18 protein-coding genes are annotated in these 15,837 nt (G+C 75.1%); 11 read left to right on the forward strand and 7 right to left on the reverse strand.

The window, feature by feature from the left end; translation table 11 throughout:
- Window positions 1-121 precede the first annotated feature (121 nt).
- The gene (ndhC, locus tag ABZ793_RS15085; protein WP_357457109.1) at window positions 122-499 is read left to right on the forward strand and encodes an NADH-quinone oxidoreductase subunit A; all 378 of its coding nucleotides are present in this window, start codon (window positions 122-124) and stop codon (window positions 497-499) included.
- A 97-nt stretch (window positions 500-596) separates the two neighbouring features.
- Here ndhC and folP read toward each other — a convergent pair whose 3' ends face one another.
- Window positions 597-1,466, reverse strand: a complete 870-nt coding sequence (gene folP / locus ABZ793_RS15090; RefSeq protein ID WP_357457111.1) for a dihydropteroate synthase — start codon at window positions 1,464-1,466, stop codon at window positions 597-599.
- A 328-nt stretch (window positions 1,467-1,794) separates the two neighbouring features.
- Between folP and ABZ793_RS15095 the strand changes: the two genes are divergently transcribed.
- The 4 genes from ABZ793_RS15095 to ABZ793_RS15110 all read left to right on the forward strand — a co-directional run bounded on the left by ABZ793_RS15095 (window position 1,795) and on the right by ABZ793_RS15110 (window position 4,488).
- A complete protein-coding gene (locus tag ABZ793_RS15095) occupies window positions 1,795-2,598 on the forward strand; it encodes a DivIVA domain-containing protein (protein ID WP_357457113.1) in 804 nt (267 codons plus the stop codon).
- Entirely contained in the window at window positions 2,595-3,092 is a 498-nt protein-coding gene (locus ABZ793_RS15100; RefSeq protein ID WP_357457115.1) for an SRPBCC family protein, read from the forward strand. The genes ABZ793_RS15095 and ABZ793_RS15100 overlap by 4 nt, the downstream gene beginning before the upstream one ends.
- A 177-nt stretch (window positions 3,093-3,269) precedes the next feature.
- On the forward strand, window positions 3,270-3,851 hold the full coding sequence (locus ABZ793_RS15105; RefSeq protein WP_357457117.1) for a DNA-3-methyladenine glycosylase I: 582 nt from the start codon (window positions 3,270-3,272) through the stop codon (window positions 3,849-3,851).
- 13 nt (window positions 3,852-3,864) lie between these two features.
- Entirely contained in the window at window positions 3,865-4,488 is a 624-nt protein-coding gene (locus tag ABZ793_RS15110; protein ID WP_357457119.1) for a hypothetical protein, read from the forward strand.
- A gap of 107 nt (window positions 4,489-4,595) precedes the next feature.
- On the opposite strand, the gene ABZ793_RS15115 is transcribed toward ABZ793_RS15110, so the two are convergent.
- Both ABZ793_RS15115 and ABZ793_RS15120 read right to left on the reverse strand, forming a co-directional pair.
- A complete protein-coding gene (locus ABZ793_RS15115; RefSeq protein WP_357457121.1) occupies window positions 4,596-5,387 on the reverse strand; it encodes an enoyl-CoA hydratase-related protein in 792 nt (263 codons plus the stop codon).
- Window positions 5,384-6,208 (reverse strand): PaaX family transcriptional regulator C-terminal domain-containing protein, encoded by an 825-nt coding sequence (locus ABZ793_RS15120; RefSeq protein WP_357457123.1) that lies wholly within the window; start codon window positions 6,206-6,208, stop codon window positions 5,384-5,386. Before ABZ793_RS15120 ends, ABZ793_RS15115 begins: the two co-directional genes overlap by 4 nt.
- Before the next feature lie 190 nt (window positions 6,209-6,398).
- Between ABZ793_RS15120 and ABZ793_RS15125 the strand changes: the two genes are divergently transcribed.
- Together ABZ793_RS15125 and ABZ793_RS15130 are read left to right on the forward strand one after the other, a co-directional pair.
- Window positions 6,399-6,566: a DUF3117 domain-containing protein gene (locus ABZ793_RS15125; RefSeq protein ID WP_007455245.1), complete on the forward strand. Its 168-nt coding sequence runs from the start codon at window positions 6,399-6,401 to the stop codon at window positions 6,564-6,566.
- Window positions 6,567-6,695: 129 nt separating this feature from the next.
- The gene (locus ABZ793_RS15130) at window positions 6,696-8,168 is read left to right on the forward strand and encodes a leucyl aminopeptidase family protein (protein ID WP_357457125.1); all 1,473 of its coding nucleotides are present in this window, start codon (window positions 6,696-6,698) and stop codon (window positions 8,166-8,168) included.
- 39 nt (window positions 8,169-8,207) lie between these two features.
- Here the strand turns inward: ABZ793_RS15130 and ABZ793_RS15135 are convergent, their stop codons facing one another.
- On the reverse strand, window positions 8,208-8,795 hold the full coding sequence (locus ABZ793_RS15135; protein WP_357457343.1) for an O-methyltransferase: 588 nt from the start codon (window positions 8,793-8,795) through the stop codon (window positions 8,208-8,210).
- Window positions 8,796-9,079: 284 nt separating this feature from the next.
- Here ABZ793_RS15135 and ABZ793_RS15140 point away from each other — a divergent pair, with 284 nt between their 5' ends.
- Window positions 9,080-10,420 carry a trypsin-like peptidase domain-containing protein gene (locus ABZ793_RS15140; protein WP_357457345.1) on the forward strand — a complete coding sequence of 447 codons (1,341 nt, stop codon included), beginning with the start codon at window positions 9,080-9,082 and terminating at the stop codon, window positions 10,418-10,420.
- A 75-nt stretch (window positions 10,421-10,495) separates the two neighbouring features.
- Entirely contained in the window at window positions 10,496-10,918 is a 423-nt protein-coding gene (locus ABZ793_RS15145; protein WP_357457127.1) for a preprotein translocase subunit TatB, read from the forward strand.
- A 211-nt stretch (window positions 10,919-11,129) separates the two neighbouring features.
- On the opposite strand, the gene ABZ793_RS15150 is transcribed toward ABZ793_RS15145, so the two are convergent.
- The 3 genes from ABZ793_RS15150 to ABZ793_RS15160 form a co-directional block, all read right to left on the reverse strand.
- On the reverse strand, window positions 11,130-12,278 hold the full coding sequence (locus ABZ793_RS15150; RefSeq protein ID WP_357457129.1) for an Mrp/NBP35 family ATP-binding protein: 1,149 nt from the start codon (window positions 12,276-12,278) through the stop codon (window positions 11,130-11,132).
- Between the two features lie 156 nt (window positions 12,279-12,434).
- On the reverse strand, window positions 12,435-13,052 hold the full coding sequence (locus ABZ793_RS15155) for a DUF1003 domain-containing protein (protein ID WP_357457131.1): 618 nt from the start codon (window positions 13,050-13,052) through the stop codon (window positions 12,435-12,437).
- The gene (locus ABZ793_RS15160) at window positions 13,045-14,328 is read right to left on the reverse strand and encodes a CBS domain-containing protein (RefSeq protein WP_357457133.1); all 1,284 of its coding nucleotides are present in this window, start codon (window positions 14,326-14,328) and stop codon (window positions 13,045-13,047) included. Before ABZ793_RS15160 ends, ABZ793_RS15155 begins: the two co-directional genes overlap by 8 nt.
- Before the next feature lie 33 nt (window positions 14,329-14,361).
- Between ABZ793_RS15160 and ABZ793_RS15165 the strand changes: the two genes are divergently transcribed.
- Together ABZ793_RS15165 and ABZ793_RS15170 are read left to right on the forward strand one after the other, a co-directional pair.
- Window positions 14,362-15,231: a PhzF family phenazine biosynthesis protein gene (locus tag ABZ793_RS15165; protein ID WP_357457135.1), complete on the forward strand. Its 870-nt coding sequence runs from the start codon at window positions 14,362-14,364 to the stop codon at window positions 15,229-15,231.
- A 92-nt stretch (window positions 15,232-15,323) separates the two neighbouring features.
- Complete coding sequence (locus tag ABZ793_RS15170; RefSeq protein WP_357457137.1) at window positions 15,324-15,833, forward strand: hypothetical protein; 510 nt, start codon at window positions 15,324-15,326, stop codon at window positions 15,831-15,833.
- The last annotated feature ends 4 nt before the right edge of the window (window positions 15,834-15,837 follow it).

Below are 15,837 nucleotides of genomic sequence, written 5' to 3' on the forward strand. Positions count from 1 at the left end.
TCCTCCGTGACGATGAGTGAGGGTTCCAATATTCGGCAACTGTTGTCCACTGGCACTAGTCCCGCCCGGAAACAAGTCCGTAACGCTCGGCCGGCCGCGCGGGGCGGTAGGCTGATCGACCGTGACCGGTTACCTGGGCTCGTACGCGACGCTCGGGCTCCTGCTGCTCGCCAGCGTCCTCTTCTTCGTTACGGCGTTCTCGGCCAATCGGGTGTTACGTCCTGCCCGTCCGGCCGATCCCCACGGCAAGCGGGCCAGCTACGAGTGCGGCCTCGACCCCGTTGGCGCCGACTGGGCCCAGATGCAGATCCGTTACTACGTGTACGCGTATCTCTACGTGTTGTTCGCCGTGGAGTCCGTGTTCCTCTTCCCCTGGGCGGTGGTCTTCGACCGGCCGGGGTTCGGGATGGTGACGGTCGTGGAGATGGCGGTCTTCGTCGCGGTGCTGGCGCTCGGCATCCTCTACGCCTGGCGGAAGAACATCCTGCGCTGGACCTGACCTGACCCGGGCCCGACCGGCCCGGGCGCCGGTGATCGTCCGGCTCCCACCGCCCGCGCCGGCCGTGGTCAGGTCGGGCCGGGCGAGGTCGTCGTGGTCAGGCCAGGCCGCGCCGGGTCGCCGCGGGCGGGCGGTCACCGCGGATCGACGCGACCATGTCGAGCACCCGGCGGGTGGGGCGTACCTGGTGCGCCCGGAACACCCGGGCGCCCAGCCAGGCGGAGACGGCGGTGGCCGCCAGCGTCCCCTCCAGCCGCTCGGCCACCGGCAGGTCCAGCGTCTCGCCGACGAAGTCCTTGTTCGACAGGGCGACCAGCAGCGGCCAGCCGGTGTCGGTGAGCTCGTCGAGCCGGCGGGTGATCTCCAGCGAGTGACGGGTGTTCTTGCCGAAGTCGTGCGCCGGGTCGATCAGGATCCCGTCGGCCCGTACGCCCAGCCCGACCGCGCGCTCGGCGAGCCCGGTCACCGTCGCGACCACGTCGGCCACCACGTCGGGGAAGGCCGCCCGGTGCGGCCGGGTCCGGGGCGCCAGACCACCGGCGTGCGAGCAGACCAGCCCGGCGCCGGTCTCCGCCGCCACCCGGGCCAGGGCCGGGTCGGCGCCGGACCAGGTGTCGTTGAGCAGGTCGGCGCCCGCGGCCACCGCCTCCACCGCGACCTCGGCCCGCCAGGTGTCGATCGAGATCACCACGTCGGGGAAGGCGGCCCGGACGGCGGCGATGGTCGCCACCGTGCGTCGGATCTCCTCGGCGACGTCGACCTCGGCGCCCGGGCCGGCCTTGACCCCGCCGATGTCGATGATCTCGGCGCCCTCCTCGACCGCCCGCTCCACGGCGCGCAGCGCGCTGTCCTGGGCGAAGGTCGCGCCCCGGTCGAAGAACGAGTCCGGCGTCCGGTTGACGATCGCCATCACCACCAGCTCGCCCGGGCCGAACGTCCGCCCACCGAGCCGAAGCGCCCCGGCCATACCGCCTCCTGAAGGTCCGCGCCGTCGTCCCGTCCCCGTCGCCGGCCGATCACGACGCTATCCGGTCCGCCGCCGCCGGGCCCGGCCGGTCGGCCGTCGCCGCGTCGTCAGCGTCGATGGCACGGTCACCGACCGGGTGGGGTTCCGCCCGCCGTCGCGCCCCACGTGTCGTCCGCGTGTCGTCACGCCCTGTCGAGCGGCGGCCCGCGCCCCCGGTGGTCCCGGCGGGCGTCGACCTCGACCCCGGCCCAGGTCCCGCCGCCCGCTCCGGTGCGGCGGTGGGGGTGGTGGGGTCGCTCCGGCCCCTTCGACATGCCACGATCTGTGCATGGATCAGGTTCTGCTCCTGCTTGTCGTCGCGCTGACCGTCGGGGCCGTGGTGTTCGGTGTGACCGTGCTGGTCACCGGCCGGGATCCCGGCCTGACGCCGGCCGAGCCGGACGGGCGCGCCGTGCCGCTGCCGGCCACCCGCCCGCTCCGCGAGGCCGACGTGGGTGAGGTCCGGTTCGACACGGCGCTGCGCGGCTACCGGATGGACCAGGTCGACCAGGCGATGCGCCGGGCGGCCTACGACATCGGCTACAAGTCCGAGCTCGTCGGCGTGCTGGAGGCGGAGGTCGCCGCGCTGCGCGAGGGGCGGACCGCGGACGCCGACGCCCTGCGCCGCGCCCGGGAGCAGGCGGCCGGGACGACCGCCGGCGAGGCGTCGCCGCAGGCCCGGGCGACGGTGCCGGTCGGGGTCGACCGGCCGGACGCCGCCGGGGAACGGGACCTGGTCGTCGAGCCGATCCCGGCGTTCGCGGACCCGGGCACCGGACCGGCGACGGGTGACGCGACGCCGGCCGGGTCGACCGGGTGGGCGGCGTCGGCTCCGGGCGCCGACGCCACCGGGCGCCCCGACGACGCGCCCGCCGCCCCGGCGGGCGGCGACGGCACCGGGGACCGGACCGGCCGCGTCGCCGCCGGGGGAGAACCACGTGAGCCCCGGCGCGAGGACCTGACCGGCGACGACCGGGCGATGTCACCGTCGGGCGACGACCGGGTGACGGCACCTTCGGGCGACGACGACACGACGGCGCCGGCGGGCGACGCCGGGCGGCAGGGGCCGGTGGTCCGGTCGGAGTCGGCGTGACCGGGCCCGTGGGCGGCGACGACCTGCGCGAGGCGGCGCAGCCCGGCGCGGGCGAGGTCACCGCCACGGTGATCGTCGACGCGCCGGCGGAGCGGGTCTTCGCGGGGCTGACGGCGTGGGAGCGACAGTCGGACTGGATCCCGTTCACCACCGTCCGGGTGGTCGAGGGGGACGGCGGCGAGGGCAGCCTCGTCGAGGCGGTGACCGCGCTCGGCCCGGCCGTGCTGCGCGACGAGATGCGGGTGGTCCGGGTGGACGCGCCCTACGAGGTCCGGGTGGTGCACTGCGGGAAGCTGCTGCGCGGCCCCGGCGTGCTGCGCTGCACGCCGCTGGCCCGGGACCGCACCCAGGTGGTCTGGCACGAGTGGTTCCACCTGCCCGGCGGCCCGGCCGGGCGGGTGACCTGGCCGGTGCTGTGGCCCGGCTCGAAGTTCGGCCTGACCCAGGCACTGAAGAAGTTCGGCCGGCTGGTCGAGCAGGGCCGCCTGCCCTGACCGCCGGACGATTGCGTGATCGACTCGACATCCCTGACAGTCGGGGTGTCGACCCGGCCGGGATGCCCCGATCTCATTGACCTCGGGCTGACCGAGCCGTGCCCGCGGCGCGCGTACGGACGCCGGAGGGCGGCCGCAGGCGACGGGGCCGTCGGGCCCGTGCCCTAGCGTGGACGCGTGACTGACCTGGTGATCGGCGCCGACGGGCTGCCGCGCTGCGGCTGGGGAACCAGCACCCCGGACTACGCCGCCTACCACGACACCGAGTGGGGCCGCCCCCTGCACGGCGACGACGCGCTCTACGAACGGATCACGCTGGAGGCGTTCCAGTCGGGGCTGTCCTGGCTGACCATCCTCCGCAAGCGCCCGGCGTTCCGGCTGGCCTTCGACGAGTTCCGGATCGAGACGGTGGCCGGCTACGGCGAGGCCGACGTGGCCCGGCTGCTCGGCGACGCCGGCATCGTCCGCAACCGGGCCAAGATCGAGGCGGCGATCGCCAACGCCCGGGCGGCGCTGGAGCTGCCCGAGGGGCTCTCCGCGCTGCTCTGGTCCTTCGCCCCACCGCCCCGCCCGATCCGGCCCACGTCCTTCGCGCAGGTGCCCGCCCTGACCGCGGAGTCCACCACGATGGCCAAGGCGCTCAAGAAGCGCGGCTTCCGGTTCGTCGGCCCCACCACGGCCTACGCGCTGATGCAGGCCACCGGGATGGTCGACGACCACCTTGCGGGCTGCCACGTCGTGGCGGCGCGGGCGGCGTGATGGGATGGAGGCCATGACGACCGACACCGCGCACCGGGTGGACGGGGCGGCCCACGCCGACGGCACGGGCGCCTGGGCCGTGCTGCTGCCCGGCGGGCGCTACGAGGCCGAGCGGCTCGTCCACCACGACACGCTCGAACTGACCGGCCTGGCCGACGCCGACCGGCCCCGCCCCGGCGACCGGGTGGCGGTGCTGGCCGACGAGCCGCCACGGCTGGTGGCGCTGGGTCGGGTCGCCGCGGCCAGCGGACAGGAGCGGGAGGACCCGGAGGATCCGCTCTCCGACCGGGGCGAGGCGCCGCTGGTGGTGGCGTACACCCGGCGGGCCTTCGACGAGCCGGTGCCGGCCGGGGCGGTGACGCTCGACGGGCCGGTGACCGCGCTCGACCCCACGGTGTTCCGGGAGTTGGCCGACAAGCTCGGCCCGCCGCCGCAGCGGCGTTCCTGGCTGGTCAGCCTCGACCTGCCGATCGAGGCCGCCTCGCCCGCCGAGGCGGTCCGGCTGTTCTGGGCGTACGTGCAGGAGCTGGGGCCGCGCGAGCTGCCCGCCTTCGTTTCGCCCTCGGGCGACGAGCTGGCCATGCAGGCGTTCGTGCTCGGCGCGGAGGCCAACCAGGATCCGGAGGAGGACGACTGACCTGGCCGGGGTGACGTCGCCACGACGACGCCGGATCGGGGGCGGTTGCCGCCGATGCCTGGCCGCCCGGGCGGTTGCGACGCGCCGCCCGGGCGGAGCCGGAGACGTCAGCGGCCCTCGAAGACCGGCTTCTGCTTGTTGACGAAGGCGACGGTGGCGGCCCGGTGGTCGGCGGTGCCCCCGCAGATCGACTGCGCCTGCGCCTCGGCGGCGAGGGCGTCGGCGAGGGTGCCCGCGTCGGCGATGGAGAGCTGCCGCTTGATCGCCCCGTACGCGACGGTCGGGCCGGCGGCCAGCCGGGCGGCCAGCTCCTGTGCGGTCGGCAGCACCTGCTCGTCGTCCACCACCAGGCGGTTGAGCAGCCCGAGCTGGCAGGCCTCCGCTGCGGGCACCGGCTCGGCCAGCATCAGCAGCTCGACCGCCTTGGCGTGGCCGACCAGCCGGGGCAGCGTCCAGGAGGCGCCGGTGTCGGCGGCGAGCCCGACCCTGGCGAAGGCCATCAGGAAGCTGGTCGACGGCCCGCCGATGCGGATGTCGGCCAGGAAGGCGAGCGACGCGCCCGCCCCGGCGGCCATCCCCCGCACCGCCGCGACCACCGGCTTCGGCAGGTTGGCCAGTCGGGCGGCGATCGGGTTGTAGTGCGCCCGGACGGTGTCCAGCGGGTTGCCGTCGGTGGACTCCAGCGTCTGCACGTGCTCGCGCAGGTCCTGGCCGGCGCTGAACGACTGGCCCGCGCCGGCGAGCACCACGGCCCGGCAGGAGCGGTCGGTCTCCAGCTCCGCCAGGGTGTCCCGCAGCGCCTCCTTGAGAGCCACGTCGAGCGCGTTCATCGCCGTCGGGCGGTTCAGCGTCAGGGTGACGACGGCGTCGGTGCGGTCGACGAGCAGGGGCTCGGTCACGTCTCACGACCCTTCTGTCGGGCGAGGCGGTTGCCGGCGTCGAGGCACTGCTCGACGTACCGGTCGGCGGCCGGCCGCAGCCGGGCCGCGTGTCGGTCGAAGAAACTGGCCGCGGCGGTGCCGGGCCAGCGTTCGGGGAGCAGCGCCGGCGGCAGCTGTGGGTCCCGGAAGAGGAAGGTACGCCACGCGTGCACGAGCCGGAACCGGGCGGCGTACGCCTCCTCGTCCTGGCTGCGGACGGTGACGCCGGCCAGCAGCGGCCGCTGCTCGGCGACGAACTGCTCGTACGCCTGGCCGATCTCGGTCAGGTTCCAGGCGCGCCGTACGACGCCCATCGCGCCGGGGGTGCCGGAGGTGTGCGCGGCGGTGAACCGTTCGTAGCGCACGCCCGCCTCGTCGAGCAGCACGTCCACGTCCTCGCCGGGGCGGGTGGCAACCCAGGTGCAGTCGTCCAGGGCCCCGTAGCCGAGGAAGGTCAGGTTGGCGGCGAGGCGTTGGCGTTCCCGCCGCGCGGCGGGCGCCTCCAGCACCAGCAGGTCGAACCGGCCGTCCCAGGTGATCCGGCCGGTCCGGTAGATCCGGGCGGCTGCCTCGTCCAGTCGGCGGGCGGCTTTCGGTGTGATCGAATATCCCGGGCCGGAGGTGAGCCGGCAGGGGTCCAGCCACCCCTGGCGGACCATCCGGGAGACCGCCGTACGCACGGCGGGCGGGGCGATCCCGAGCGGCGCCAGCAGCCTGACCAGGGCGGCGACGGGTGCCCGGCCGCCCCTCGCCCGGAGGTGGTCGCCGTACAGGTCGAAGAGTGCCGACCGTGCCTGCATGACCGCACATTGTGACAGGCATTCTCAGGATAAGCTAGATGCTGTTACATCAATGCTGCTTCGGTTTGGGTCCGGCGGTGTTCATCAGGGAAAATCGTTGGTCGACACCCCCGCGTACGTTGCGGGTGGTCAAGACGAAGTGGCTGTGGGGCAACCCACCGACCCTGGTGTAGGTCTGAGGGGAGACAACATGGCGGCGATGAAGCCGCGGACGGGCGACGGTCCGCTGGAAGTCACCAAGGAGGGCCGGGGCATCGTCATGCGGGTCCCGCTGGAGGGCGGTGGCCGGCTCGTCGTCGAGATGACTCCCGACGAGGCCAACGCGCTCGGTGACGCGCTCAAGGCGGCTGCCGGCTGACCGAGGAGCGGTCCGCGCGCCCGCGTGGACGTTTCGTCAACCCCTGAGCCACCGGCCCGGCCGGTGGCTCAGGGTCTTCATTCCCCGCGGAGCCCGGCTCCGCGAGCTTTCCTGGAGGTACGGCTCCGCGTGCTCGCCATTCGTCTGCTCGTCGAGCCGGAACGGCCCGACGTCCTCGTGCTGCCCGTGCGGCCCGCCGCGGCCGACGACGCCCCGGCCCGGCCGGTCCCGACCGACGTGGCGCTGCCCGACGGCGTGGCCGAGGAGGCCGCCGCCCTGGTCCCGGCCGCGCGCGCGACCGGGCGGCCCGGCGAGGTCCAGGTGCACCTCCGGCCCGGGCGCGACCCCGGCCGGCTGCTGCTGCTCGGGATCGGCGAGGGCGACGAGGCGGAGTGGCGGACGGCCGGCGCGGCACTCGCCCGGGCCGCCGGCGATGAGACGCGCGTCACTCTGGCCATGCCGGCCGGGGCCACCCCGGCGGCCGTACGCGGGCTGGTCGAGGGGCTGCTGCTGGCGTCGTACCGGTTCCGGCTGACCGAGGCGGGCGCCGCCGCGGCGCTGGCCGGGGTCGACGTCGTGGTGGCCGACCCGGACGCGCACGCGCCGGCCGTGGAGGCCGCCGGCACGACCGCCCGGATGACCAGGTTCGCCCGCGACCTCACCAACACCCCGTCGTCGGTCAAGAACCCGGAGTGGTTCGCCGGCCAGGTCGCGCTCGCCGCGGCCGAGGTCGACGTGCCGGACCTGCACCTGCGGGTACGCGGCCCGGAGGAGCTGGCGGCGGAGGGCTTCGGCGGCATCCTCGCGGTCGGCGGCGGCTCGGCCAGCGCGCCGCGCCTGGTCGAGCTGGACTGGCGACCGGCCGGCGCGCGTACGCACGTGGTGCTGGTGGGCAAGGGGATCACCTTCGACACCGGCGGCATCTCGATCAAGCCGGTGCCGGCGATGAAGCTGATGCGCAAGGACATGGCCGGCGCGGCGGCGGTGGTCGCGGCCACCCTCGGCGCGGCGGCGCTGCGCCTGCCCGTCCGGGTCACCACGCTCGCGCCGCTGGCGGAGAACATGCTCAGCGGCTCGGCGTTCCGCCCCGGCGACATCGTCCGCCACTACGGCGGCACGACCAGCGAGACCACCAACTCCGACGCCGAGGGGCGGCTGGTCCTCGCCGACGCGCTCGCCTACGCCGTCGCCCAGCTCAAGCCCGACCTGCTGGTGGACCTCGCCACGCTGACCGGGGCGAACGCGGTCGCGCTGGGCAAGCGGATGGGCGCGCTCTACAGCGAGAACGACGGACTCGCCGCCGACGTGCTGGCCGCGATCGGGGCCGCCGGCGAGGCGGCCTGGCGGATGCCGCTGCCCGCCGACTACACCGAGCACCTCGGCAGCGACCTGGCCGACCTGCACAGTTCGCCGGACCGGGGCGCGGGCTCGGTGATGGCCGCCCTCTACCTGCGCGAGTTCACCGGCGAGCTGCGCGACCGGTGGCTGCACGTGGACATGTCCGCGCCGTCGTGGGCCGACGGCGACGACGCCGAGCTGACCAAGGGCGCGACCGGCTGGGGCGTACGCTCGCTGCTGCGCTGGCTGGGGACGCTGGGCTGACCGCCGGGCGGCGCCGGCCCCCGGCGGGCCGGCGCCCGGTCAGCACTTGACGGCGGCGAGCACCCCGTGGCCGACCGGCAGCAGCGCCGGGGTCCAGTGTTCCGACTCCCGGACCGCCTTGATCGTCTCGCGGATGGTGACCGTCTCGACGTCCCGGGCGGCGGGGTCGCCGATCCGACCGTCGGCCAGCATGCCGTTGAGCGCCAGCACGCCGCCGGGCCGCAGCAGCCGCAGCGCCGCGTCCACGCAGGCGGCGAACCCGGTCGACTCGGCGTCCACGAAGACCAGGTCGTACGCGCCGTCGGCGAGGCGGGGGAGCACGTCCAGCGCCCGACCGGTGATGATCCGGGTCCGGCCGGCGGCGAAGCCCGCCTCGGCGAAGATCCGGCGGGCGATGCGCTGGTGCTCCACCTCCACGTCGATCGTGGTGAGTACGCCGTCGGCGCGCATGCCGCGCAGCAGCCAGACCCCGCTGACCCCGGTGCCGGTGCCGATCTCCACCACGGCGCGGGCGCTGCCGGCGGCGGCGAGCAGCCGCAGCGCCGCGCCGGCGCCGGGGGTGACCGCGTCGAGGCCGACCTCCCGGGCCAGGCTGCGGGCGGTGCGCAGTACGAGGTCCTCGGTCACGTAGGACTCGGCGAACTGCAGGGCCTGGGTCGTCGAACTGCCGGAACCGGCGACCGTGGCGATGGGACACCTCCGGGCGTCGCGAGTGGTGCGGGGGCGGGTGGGCACTGTGAGCCTAGAGGCGACGTCGAACGGACGCAGCCGCGCGTCCGCCACCCGACGATCACGGCCGGCAACCGGTGACTGAGTACGTGGCATCCGTGTAATCCTGGAAGCGGTATTCCGTCGATCGCGACCGGGCGGCCCCCTCGCCGGTTCCGTGGCGTGCGGGATCCGGGGAAGGACTGGGAGGCACCGACGTGACCGACGGCTGGGACTGGCGCCAGCCCGGGGGGACTCCGGCACCGGCGCGACCGCCGGGGCCCGGGTACCCGCCGGCGGGGCCGCCACCGGCGCTCCAGGGCGCCGCGGGCGGCACGACATCGCCGTGGTGGTCCGACGCGCTCGCCGACCCGTGGCGCGACCCGGCCGCGCCGGCCGCCGTGGTGGTGCCGGCCGCCCCGAGCCCCGGCACCGAGCCCGAGCCGGTCAGCGACCCGGACGCACCGGGCCGGCCGACGCTGCGCCAGCTGCTGCTCATCCCGCTGATCACCGCGCTGCTCGCCGGCAGCCTCGGCGGCGCCCTCGGGTACGCCTTCGCGGTGCGCGGCGGCGCCGGGGGCGGGCCGGTGCTCGGCGCCGACCCCCAGGCCCCCGGCCTGGCCCAGCGCCGGCCCGAGTCGCTCGCCGGGGTCGCCGAGCGGGTGCTGCCCAGCGTGGTGACCGTCCGGGTGGCCAGCCTCGGCGGCACCAGCGAGGGCTCCGGCTTCGTCGCCAGCGCCGACGGGCACGTGATCACCAACGACCACGTGGTGGCGGGGGCGACCGGCGGCAAGGCGTCGGTGATCTTCAACGACGGCAGCTCGGCCCCGGCCACCGTGGTCGGGCAGGACCCGGAGTCCGACATCGCGGTGATCAAGGTCTCCCGGACGGGCCTGCGCCCGGTCGAGTTCGGCGACTCGGACGCGCTGGCCGTGGGCGACCCGGTGCTGGCCATCGGGTCACCGCTCTCGCTGGCCAACACCGTCACCGCCGGCATCGTCAGCGCGCTGGACCGGACGATGCAGGCCGGCGAGCCGGGCGGTCCCACGCGCTACTACGCGGCGATCCAGACCGACGCGGCGGTCAACCACGGCAACTCCGGCGGCCCGCTGGTCGACGGGGCCGGCCGGGTGATCGGCGTCAACTCGACGATCAAGTCGCTGGTCTCGGACGGGCAGGAGGCGGGCAACATCGGCCTCGCCTTCGCCATCCCGATCAACCAGGCCAAGCGGGTCACCCAGGACATCATCGGCACCGGCAAGGCCCGGCGGACGGTGATCGGCGCCCAGGTGGGCGGTCCGGGCGCGGGCACCGGCGGGGCCGGCGTACGCCTGGCGGCCGTCGAGCCGTCCGGGCCGGCGGCCGGCGCGGGGCTGAGGGCCGGCGACGTGATCCTCAAGCTCGCCGGACGGCCGATGACCGAGCCGACCGACCTGATCGCCCTGGTGCGGAAGTTCGCGCCGGGTTCGGTGGTGACGGTGGAGTACCGCCGGGGCTCCGACCGGCAGAACGCCTCCGTGACGCTGGCCGCAGACGCCAAGTAGCAGCCGGTCACCCCCTCCCCGCGCGGCGTCCGACGTGCGTAGTCTTGCTGCTGACGCGGAGAGGAGGCCCGTGCAGTGTTCGACAACCTGAACTGGTGGGAGATCGGTGGGCTGCTGCTCCTGGCGCTGCTGATCTTCGGCGACCGGCTGCCCGCCGTGATCAGTGACGGCCTGCGGATGGTGCGCAACCTGCGCAACATGGCCCGCAGTGCCACCACCGACCTCAGCCGGGAGCTGGGCACCGACATCCAGCTGGAGGATCTGCACCCCAAGGCGTTCATCCGCAAGCACCTGCTCAGCGAGGAGGACGAGCAGGCGATCCGGAAGCCGTTGCAGGGCGTCTACGACAACCTGCGCGCGGACGTCACCGGCGTGCACAACGAGCTGAAGGACGTCGCCTCCGCCGCTGACCTGCGGTCGAAGGGCAGCCGCCCGAGCACCGCCACCGGCGGCGCGCCGGCCCCCGCCCCCCGCGTCAGCTACGACGACGCCACCTGACCCCACGTCCACCGCTTCGGCCTGACCAACGGCACCACCCTGCCCGGCATCGTGCGCGACGGGGCGCTGGGCCGGGCGGACCGGCCGACGGCCGCGCGTCGCCGGGCCCGCGCCACGCCGTACGCCTCGTAAGAACGGCGACGGGGCGGCGCTCCCGGAGGAACGCCGCCCCGGTCGGGTGGCGACAGCGCCGGCGAGGCCGGCGGGCGGATCAGCGGCCGGCGGGCTTGAGACCCAGCGGCTTGCCGAGCAGCGACTCCCGCCGCAGGGCGAGCCGGTCGGCGACCTGGCCCAGCGCCTTCGCGGCCGGCGACTCCGGCTCGGCCAGCACGATCGGCGTGCCCTCGTCACCGGCCTCGCGGACCCGGGTGTCGAGCGGCACCTGCCCGAGCAGCGGAACCTGCGCGCCGATGGTCTTCGTCAGCGACTCGGCGACGGTCTGGCCGCCGCCCGCGCCGAAGACCTCCATCCGCGAGCCGTCCGGCAGCTCCAGCCAGGACATGTTCTCGATGACGCCGACGACGCGCTGGTGCGTCTGCAGGGCGATCGCGCCGGCCCGCTCCGCCACTTCGGCGGCGGCGGCCTGCGGCGTCGTGACGACCAGGATCTCGGAGTTGGGCAGGAGCTGGGCCAGCGAGATGGCCACGTCGCCGGTGCCCGGGGGCAGGTCGAGCAGGAGCACGTCCAGGTCGCCCCAGTAGACGTCGGCGAGGAACTGCTGCAACGCCCGGTGCAGCATCGGGCCGCGCCACACCACGGCGGCGTTGCCGGCGGTGAACATGCCGATCGAGATGACCTTCACGCCGTGCGACTGCGGCGGCATGATCATGTCCTCGACGCGGGTCGGGCGGCCGTCCGCGCCGAGCATCCGGGGCACCGAGTGGCCGTAGATGTCCGCGTCGACCACGCCGACGGAGAGCCCGCGGGCGGCCAGCGCCGCGGCCAGGTTGACCGTCACGCTGGACTTGCCGACGCCGCCCTTGCCGCTGGCGACCGCGTACACCCGGGTGCGGGAGCCCGGCTGGGCGAACGGGATGACCGGCTCCTGGGAGGCGCCGCCGCCACGCAGCTTCGCCTGGAGCTCCTGGCGCTGCTCGGGGCTCATCACACCGAACTCGATCTCCACGCCGGTCACCCCGGACACCGCGCCGACCGCCGCCGTGATGTCCGCGCGCAGCTTGTCCTTCAGCGGGCAGCCGGCGACGGTGAGCAGCAGCTCGACCCGTACGACGCCGTCGTCGCCGACCTCGGCGGAGCGGACCATGCCCAGCTCGGTGATGGGCCGGCGGATCTCCGGGTCGTTGACGGTGGCCAGCGCGGCCTGGATCGCGTCGGAGACGGTGCTGACGGGTGCTGACATGCCCGCAATGCTACGTCGGGGGTGACCCCGCGCCGCCGCCAGCGGGGCCTGGTGTGAGCGAATCGATGACGGCGGTTGGGGGTGGACCGCCTACGGCGCGAAATGGGACGATCAGCGCGAACGCCACCCGCCCGGCCCCTCGGGGCGAGCGGCGTCTCACGTGTCCCGGGCCTCCGGCCGGCCGTCCCGGGCCCAGTCGCCGTCCAGTTCGTCGCGGGGCTCGTCGAGCCCGTCCCCGCCCTGCTCGCGCTGCGCGGACCGCTCCTGGTGGCGGCGCTCCAACCGCTGCCGGCGCTGGCTCGCCTCGTCCAGCTCCTCGGCCAGCCGGGCCAGCTCCGAGCGGAGGAAGTCCCGGGTCGCCACCTCGCCCATCGCGTTGCGCAGCGCGGCGATCTCCCGCGCCAGGTACTCCGTGTCGGCCTTCTGCATGGTCGCCCGCCGGCGGTCCTCCTCCAGCGCCACCCGGTCCCGGTCCGCCTGGCGGTTCTGCGCCAACAGGATCAGCGGGGCCGCGTAGCTGGCCTGGAGGGACAGCACCAGGGTCAGGAACGTGAAGGTGTACGGGTCGAAGCGCAGGTGCGCCGGGGCCAGGGTGTTCCAGCCGAACCAGAGCGCGATCACGACCGTCATGTAGACGATGAAGTTCGCGGTCCCCATGCCCCGGGCGATGCCCTCCGACCACCGCCCGAAAGCCTCCGGGTCGAACCGGGGCAGCTTGACGCCCCGGGGCTCGCGCGGCTGGTCGAGCCGCGGCGCCCGTCGCTGGTCAGCCATCCGCGCCGCCCACCGGCTCGGTGGCGGCCGGGCTCGCGGTGGCGTCCCGGTCCCGCCAGTCCCGGGGGAGCAGGTGGTCCAGCACGTCGTCGACCGTGACCGCGCCCACCAGCCGGTTGTTGCGGTCGACCACCGGCATGGCCACCAGGTCGTACGTGGCCATCCGGCGGGTGATCTCCGGCAGCGGGGTGGTGGCCCGCAGCGGGTCGATGTCGTTGACCACCACCCCGCCGAGCAGGTCGGCCGGCGGTTCGCGGAGCAGCCGCTGGAAGTGCACCATGCCGAGGTAGCGGCCGGTCGGGGTGGTCATCGGCGCCCGGGACACGAAGACCTGCGCGGCGATCGCGGGCGAGAGCTGCGGCTCCCGGATCCGGGCCAGGGCCTCGGCGACCGTGGCGTCGGGCGGCAGGATCACCGGCTCGGAGGTCATCACGCTGCCCGCCGTGCCGGGCGTGTACTTGAGCAGCTGACGCACCGGGTCGGCCTCGTCCGGCTGCATCAGGTCCAGCAGCACGTCCTGCTCCGGGGGCGGCAGCTCGCTGAGCAGGTCGGCCGCGTCGTCCGGGTCCATCTCCTCCAGGATGTCGGCGGCCCGCTCCCGGTCCAGCGCGGCCAGAATCTCCACCTGGTCGTGCTCCGGCAGCTCGCTCAGCACGTCCGCCAGACGCTCGTCGTCCAGCGCGGCGGCGACCTCGTTGCGCCGGGCGTCGGGCAGGTCCTGGAGGGCGTTGGCGAGGTCGGCCGGGCGCATGTCCTCCAGCACCGCGAGCAGGTTGGCGGTGCCCCGGCTGTCGGCGATGCCGCTGAGCCCGCGTACCCGCTCCCACTCGATTTGGTGCAGGTGACCCCGGCGGCTCAGCCGGCCCGTCTGCTCGCGTACGGCCACCCGGGTCAGCGACCACTCGCCGCCCCGGCTGCACTCCATCGCCACGTCGACCACCGAGCCCGGCTGCCCGCCCGGCTCGACCTGCACCCGCCGGTCGAGCAGTTCCTGGAGCACGAGCAGCTCGTTCGGGCGCTTCTCGAAGCGCCGCAGGTTGAGCGTGCCGCTGCCGAGCACGACCGCGTCGGCGTCGATGGAGGTGATCCGGTTGATGGAGAGGAAGATGCGCCGCCGCATCGGCATCTCGGCGACCAGCCCGACCACCTCCGGCGGGCGCTGCGTCGGCCGCATCCGGGCCACCGCGTCGCGGACCCGGCCCACCTGGTCACCGTTGGGGTCGAAGACGGCGACCCCGGCGAGCCGGGCGATGTAGATCCGGGTCGGCGTGCTCACGGGCACCAGCCTAAGCGCCTAGTGTTTATCAACATGTCGACCTTGGCCTACGAGATCGTGGACGTCTTCACCGACCGCCCGTTCGCCGGCAATCCGCTGGCCGTGGTGTTCGGCGCCGAAGCGCTGGCCACCGAGCAGATGCAGGCGCTCGCGTGTGAGTTCAACCTCTCCGAGACGGTGTTCGTGCTTCCGCCCACCCAGGTCGGCGCCACCTACCGGGCCCGCATCTTCACCCCGGCCGAGGAACTGCCCTTCGCCGGGCATCCCAGCGTCGGCGCGGCGGTGACCGCCAGCCGCCGGGGACTGTTCCCGGCGGGGCAGGTCACCCAGGAGTGCGGCGCGGGCGTGCTCCCGATCGAGGTGACCGCGACCGGGGCCACGCTGACCGGCGGCGTTCCCACCCTCGGCCCCGAGCTGGACCCGGAGCCGCTGCTGGAGATGGCCGGCCTGACCGCGGACGACCACGTCGGCCCGGCGCCCCGGGTGGCCGGCTGCGGGCTGGAGTTCCCGTACCTCCCGGTCCGCCCGGACGCGGTGGCCCGCGCCACGGTGAACGCGGCGGCGGCACAGCGGTACGGAGTGGAGCATGTCAGCGTCTTCTCCTGGGACGCCGCCGCGCAAACCGCGCACGCGCGGGTCTTCGTTCCCGGGCTGGGCGTGCCGGAGGATCCGGCCACCGGCTCGGCCGCCCTGGGCCTCGGAGTGTGGCTGGTCGCCAGCGGCCTGCTCCCCGCCGACGGGCGCGCGGCGTACACCGTCCACCAGGGCATCGAGATCAACCGGCCGTCCGTGCTGGCCTGCACGGTGACCGCCGCCGGCGGCCAGGCGGTGGGCGCCACCGTGGCCGGCCACGTCATGCCGGTGGCCCGGGGCGAGATCATGGTCCCCCCGTTCGTCGGCTGACCTGCGCCATCCGTGCCGCCACGGCCACCGGCCACGCGGCCGGACGCCGGGCGGCGCTGACGGGACGGGGGCGGGTGCGGGAGGATGCCGGTGTGACCGACGCGGACCGGACCAGCACGCCGCTGGTCGACGAGGCGATGAAGAAGGCCGCCGTGGCCTGGGTGAGCGTGCCCGGTGGGCCGTCGCTCGCCCTCTGGTGCGTCCCCCTGGAGGGGGCGCTCTTCGTGGTCAGCGGCCCGGGGGAGCAGTCCGCGCCGGGGCTGGCCGACGCCACCGACGCCCAGGTGACGCTGCGCGGCGACCACGGCGGGCGGATCGTCACCTGGCCGGCCCGGGTGAGCCGCCTCGTGCCGGGCACCGAGCACTGGGAGACCACGGCCCCGCTGGTGGCCGCGAAGCGGCTCAACGCGCCCGGGCCGACCGCCGAGCTGGTCGACCGCTGGGCGGCCGACGGCTGCGCGGTGAACCGGTTGGCCCCGGCCGGGGAACCGCTCGCCGGCGCCGCGCTGCCCGCGGGCTCGCTGGCCGAGGTGCCCCGGGAGGCGCCGGTGGTCCGGGCGATCCGCAAGCCGTTCCGCCTGCACCGGGTCCGCCGCCGCTGAAACC

Source organism: Micromonospora sp. NPDC047465 (assembly GCF_040643125.1).
Taxonomy (GTDB): domain Bacteria; phylum Actinomycetota; class Actinomycetes; order Mycobacteriales; family Micromonosporaceae; genus Micromonospora.

Excerpts from the sequence above, each read along its gene's own strand:
- ABZ793_RS15120 (WP_357457123.1), bottom strand. The coding sequence starts at position 6,208 with ATGCAGGCACGGTCGGCACTCTTCGACCTGTACGGCGACCACCTCCGG.
- ABZ793_RS15125 (WP_007455245.1), top strand. The coding sequence starts at position 6,399 with ATGGCGGCGATGAAGCCGCGGACGGGCGACGGTCCGCTGGAAGTCACC.
- ABZ793_RS15155 (WP_357457131.1), bottom strand. The coding sequence starts at position 13,052 with ATGGCTGACCAGCGACGGGCGCCGCGGCTCGACCAGCCGCGCGAGCCC.
- ABZ793_RS15165 (WP_357457135.1), top strand. The coding sequence starts at position 14,362 with ATGTCGACCTTGGCCTACGAGATCGTGGACGTCTTCACCGACCGCCCG.
- folP (WP_357457111.1), bottom strand. The coding sequence starts at position 1,466 with ATGGCCGGGGCGCTTCGGCTCGGTGGGCGGACGTTCGGCCCGGGCGAG.
- ABZ793_RS15150 (WP_357457129.1), bottom strand. The coding sequence starts at position 12,278 with ATGTCAGCACCCGTCAGCACCGTCTCCGACGCGATCCAGGCCGCGCTG.
- ABZ793_RS15110 (WP_357457119.1), top strand. The coding sequence starts at position 3,865 with ATGACGACCGACACCGCGCACCGGGTGGACGGGGCGGCCCACGCCGAC.
- ABZ793_RS15095 (WP_357457113.1), top strand. The coding sequence starts at position 1,795 with ATGGATCAGGTTCTGCTCCTGCTTGTCGTCGCGCTGACCGTCGGGGCC.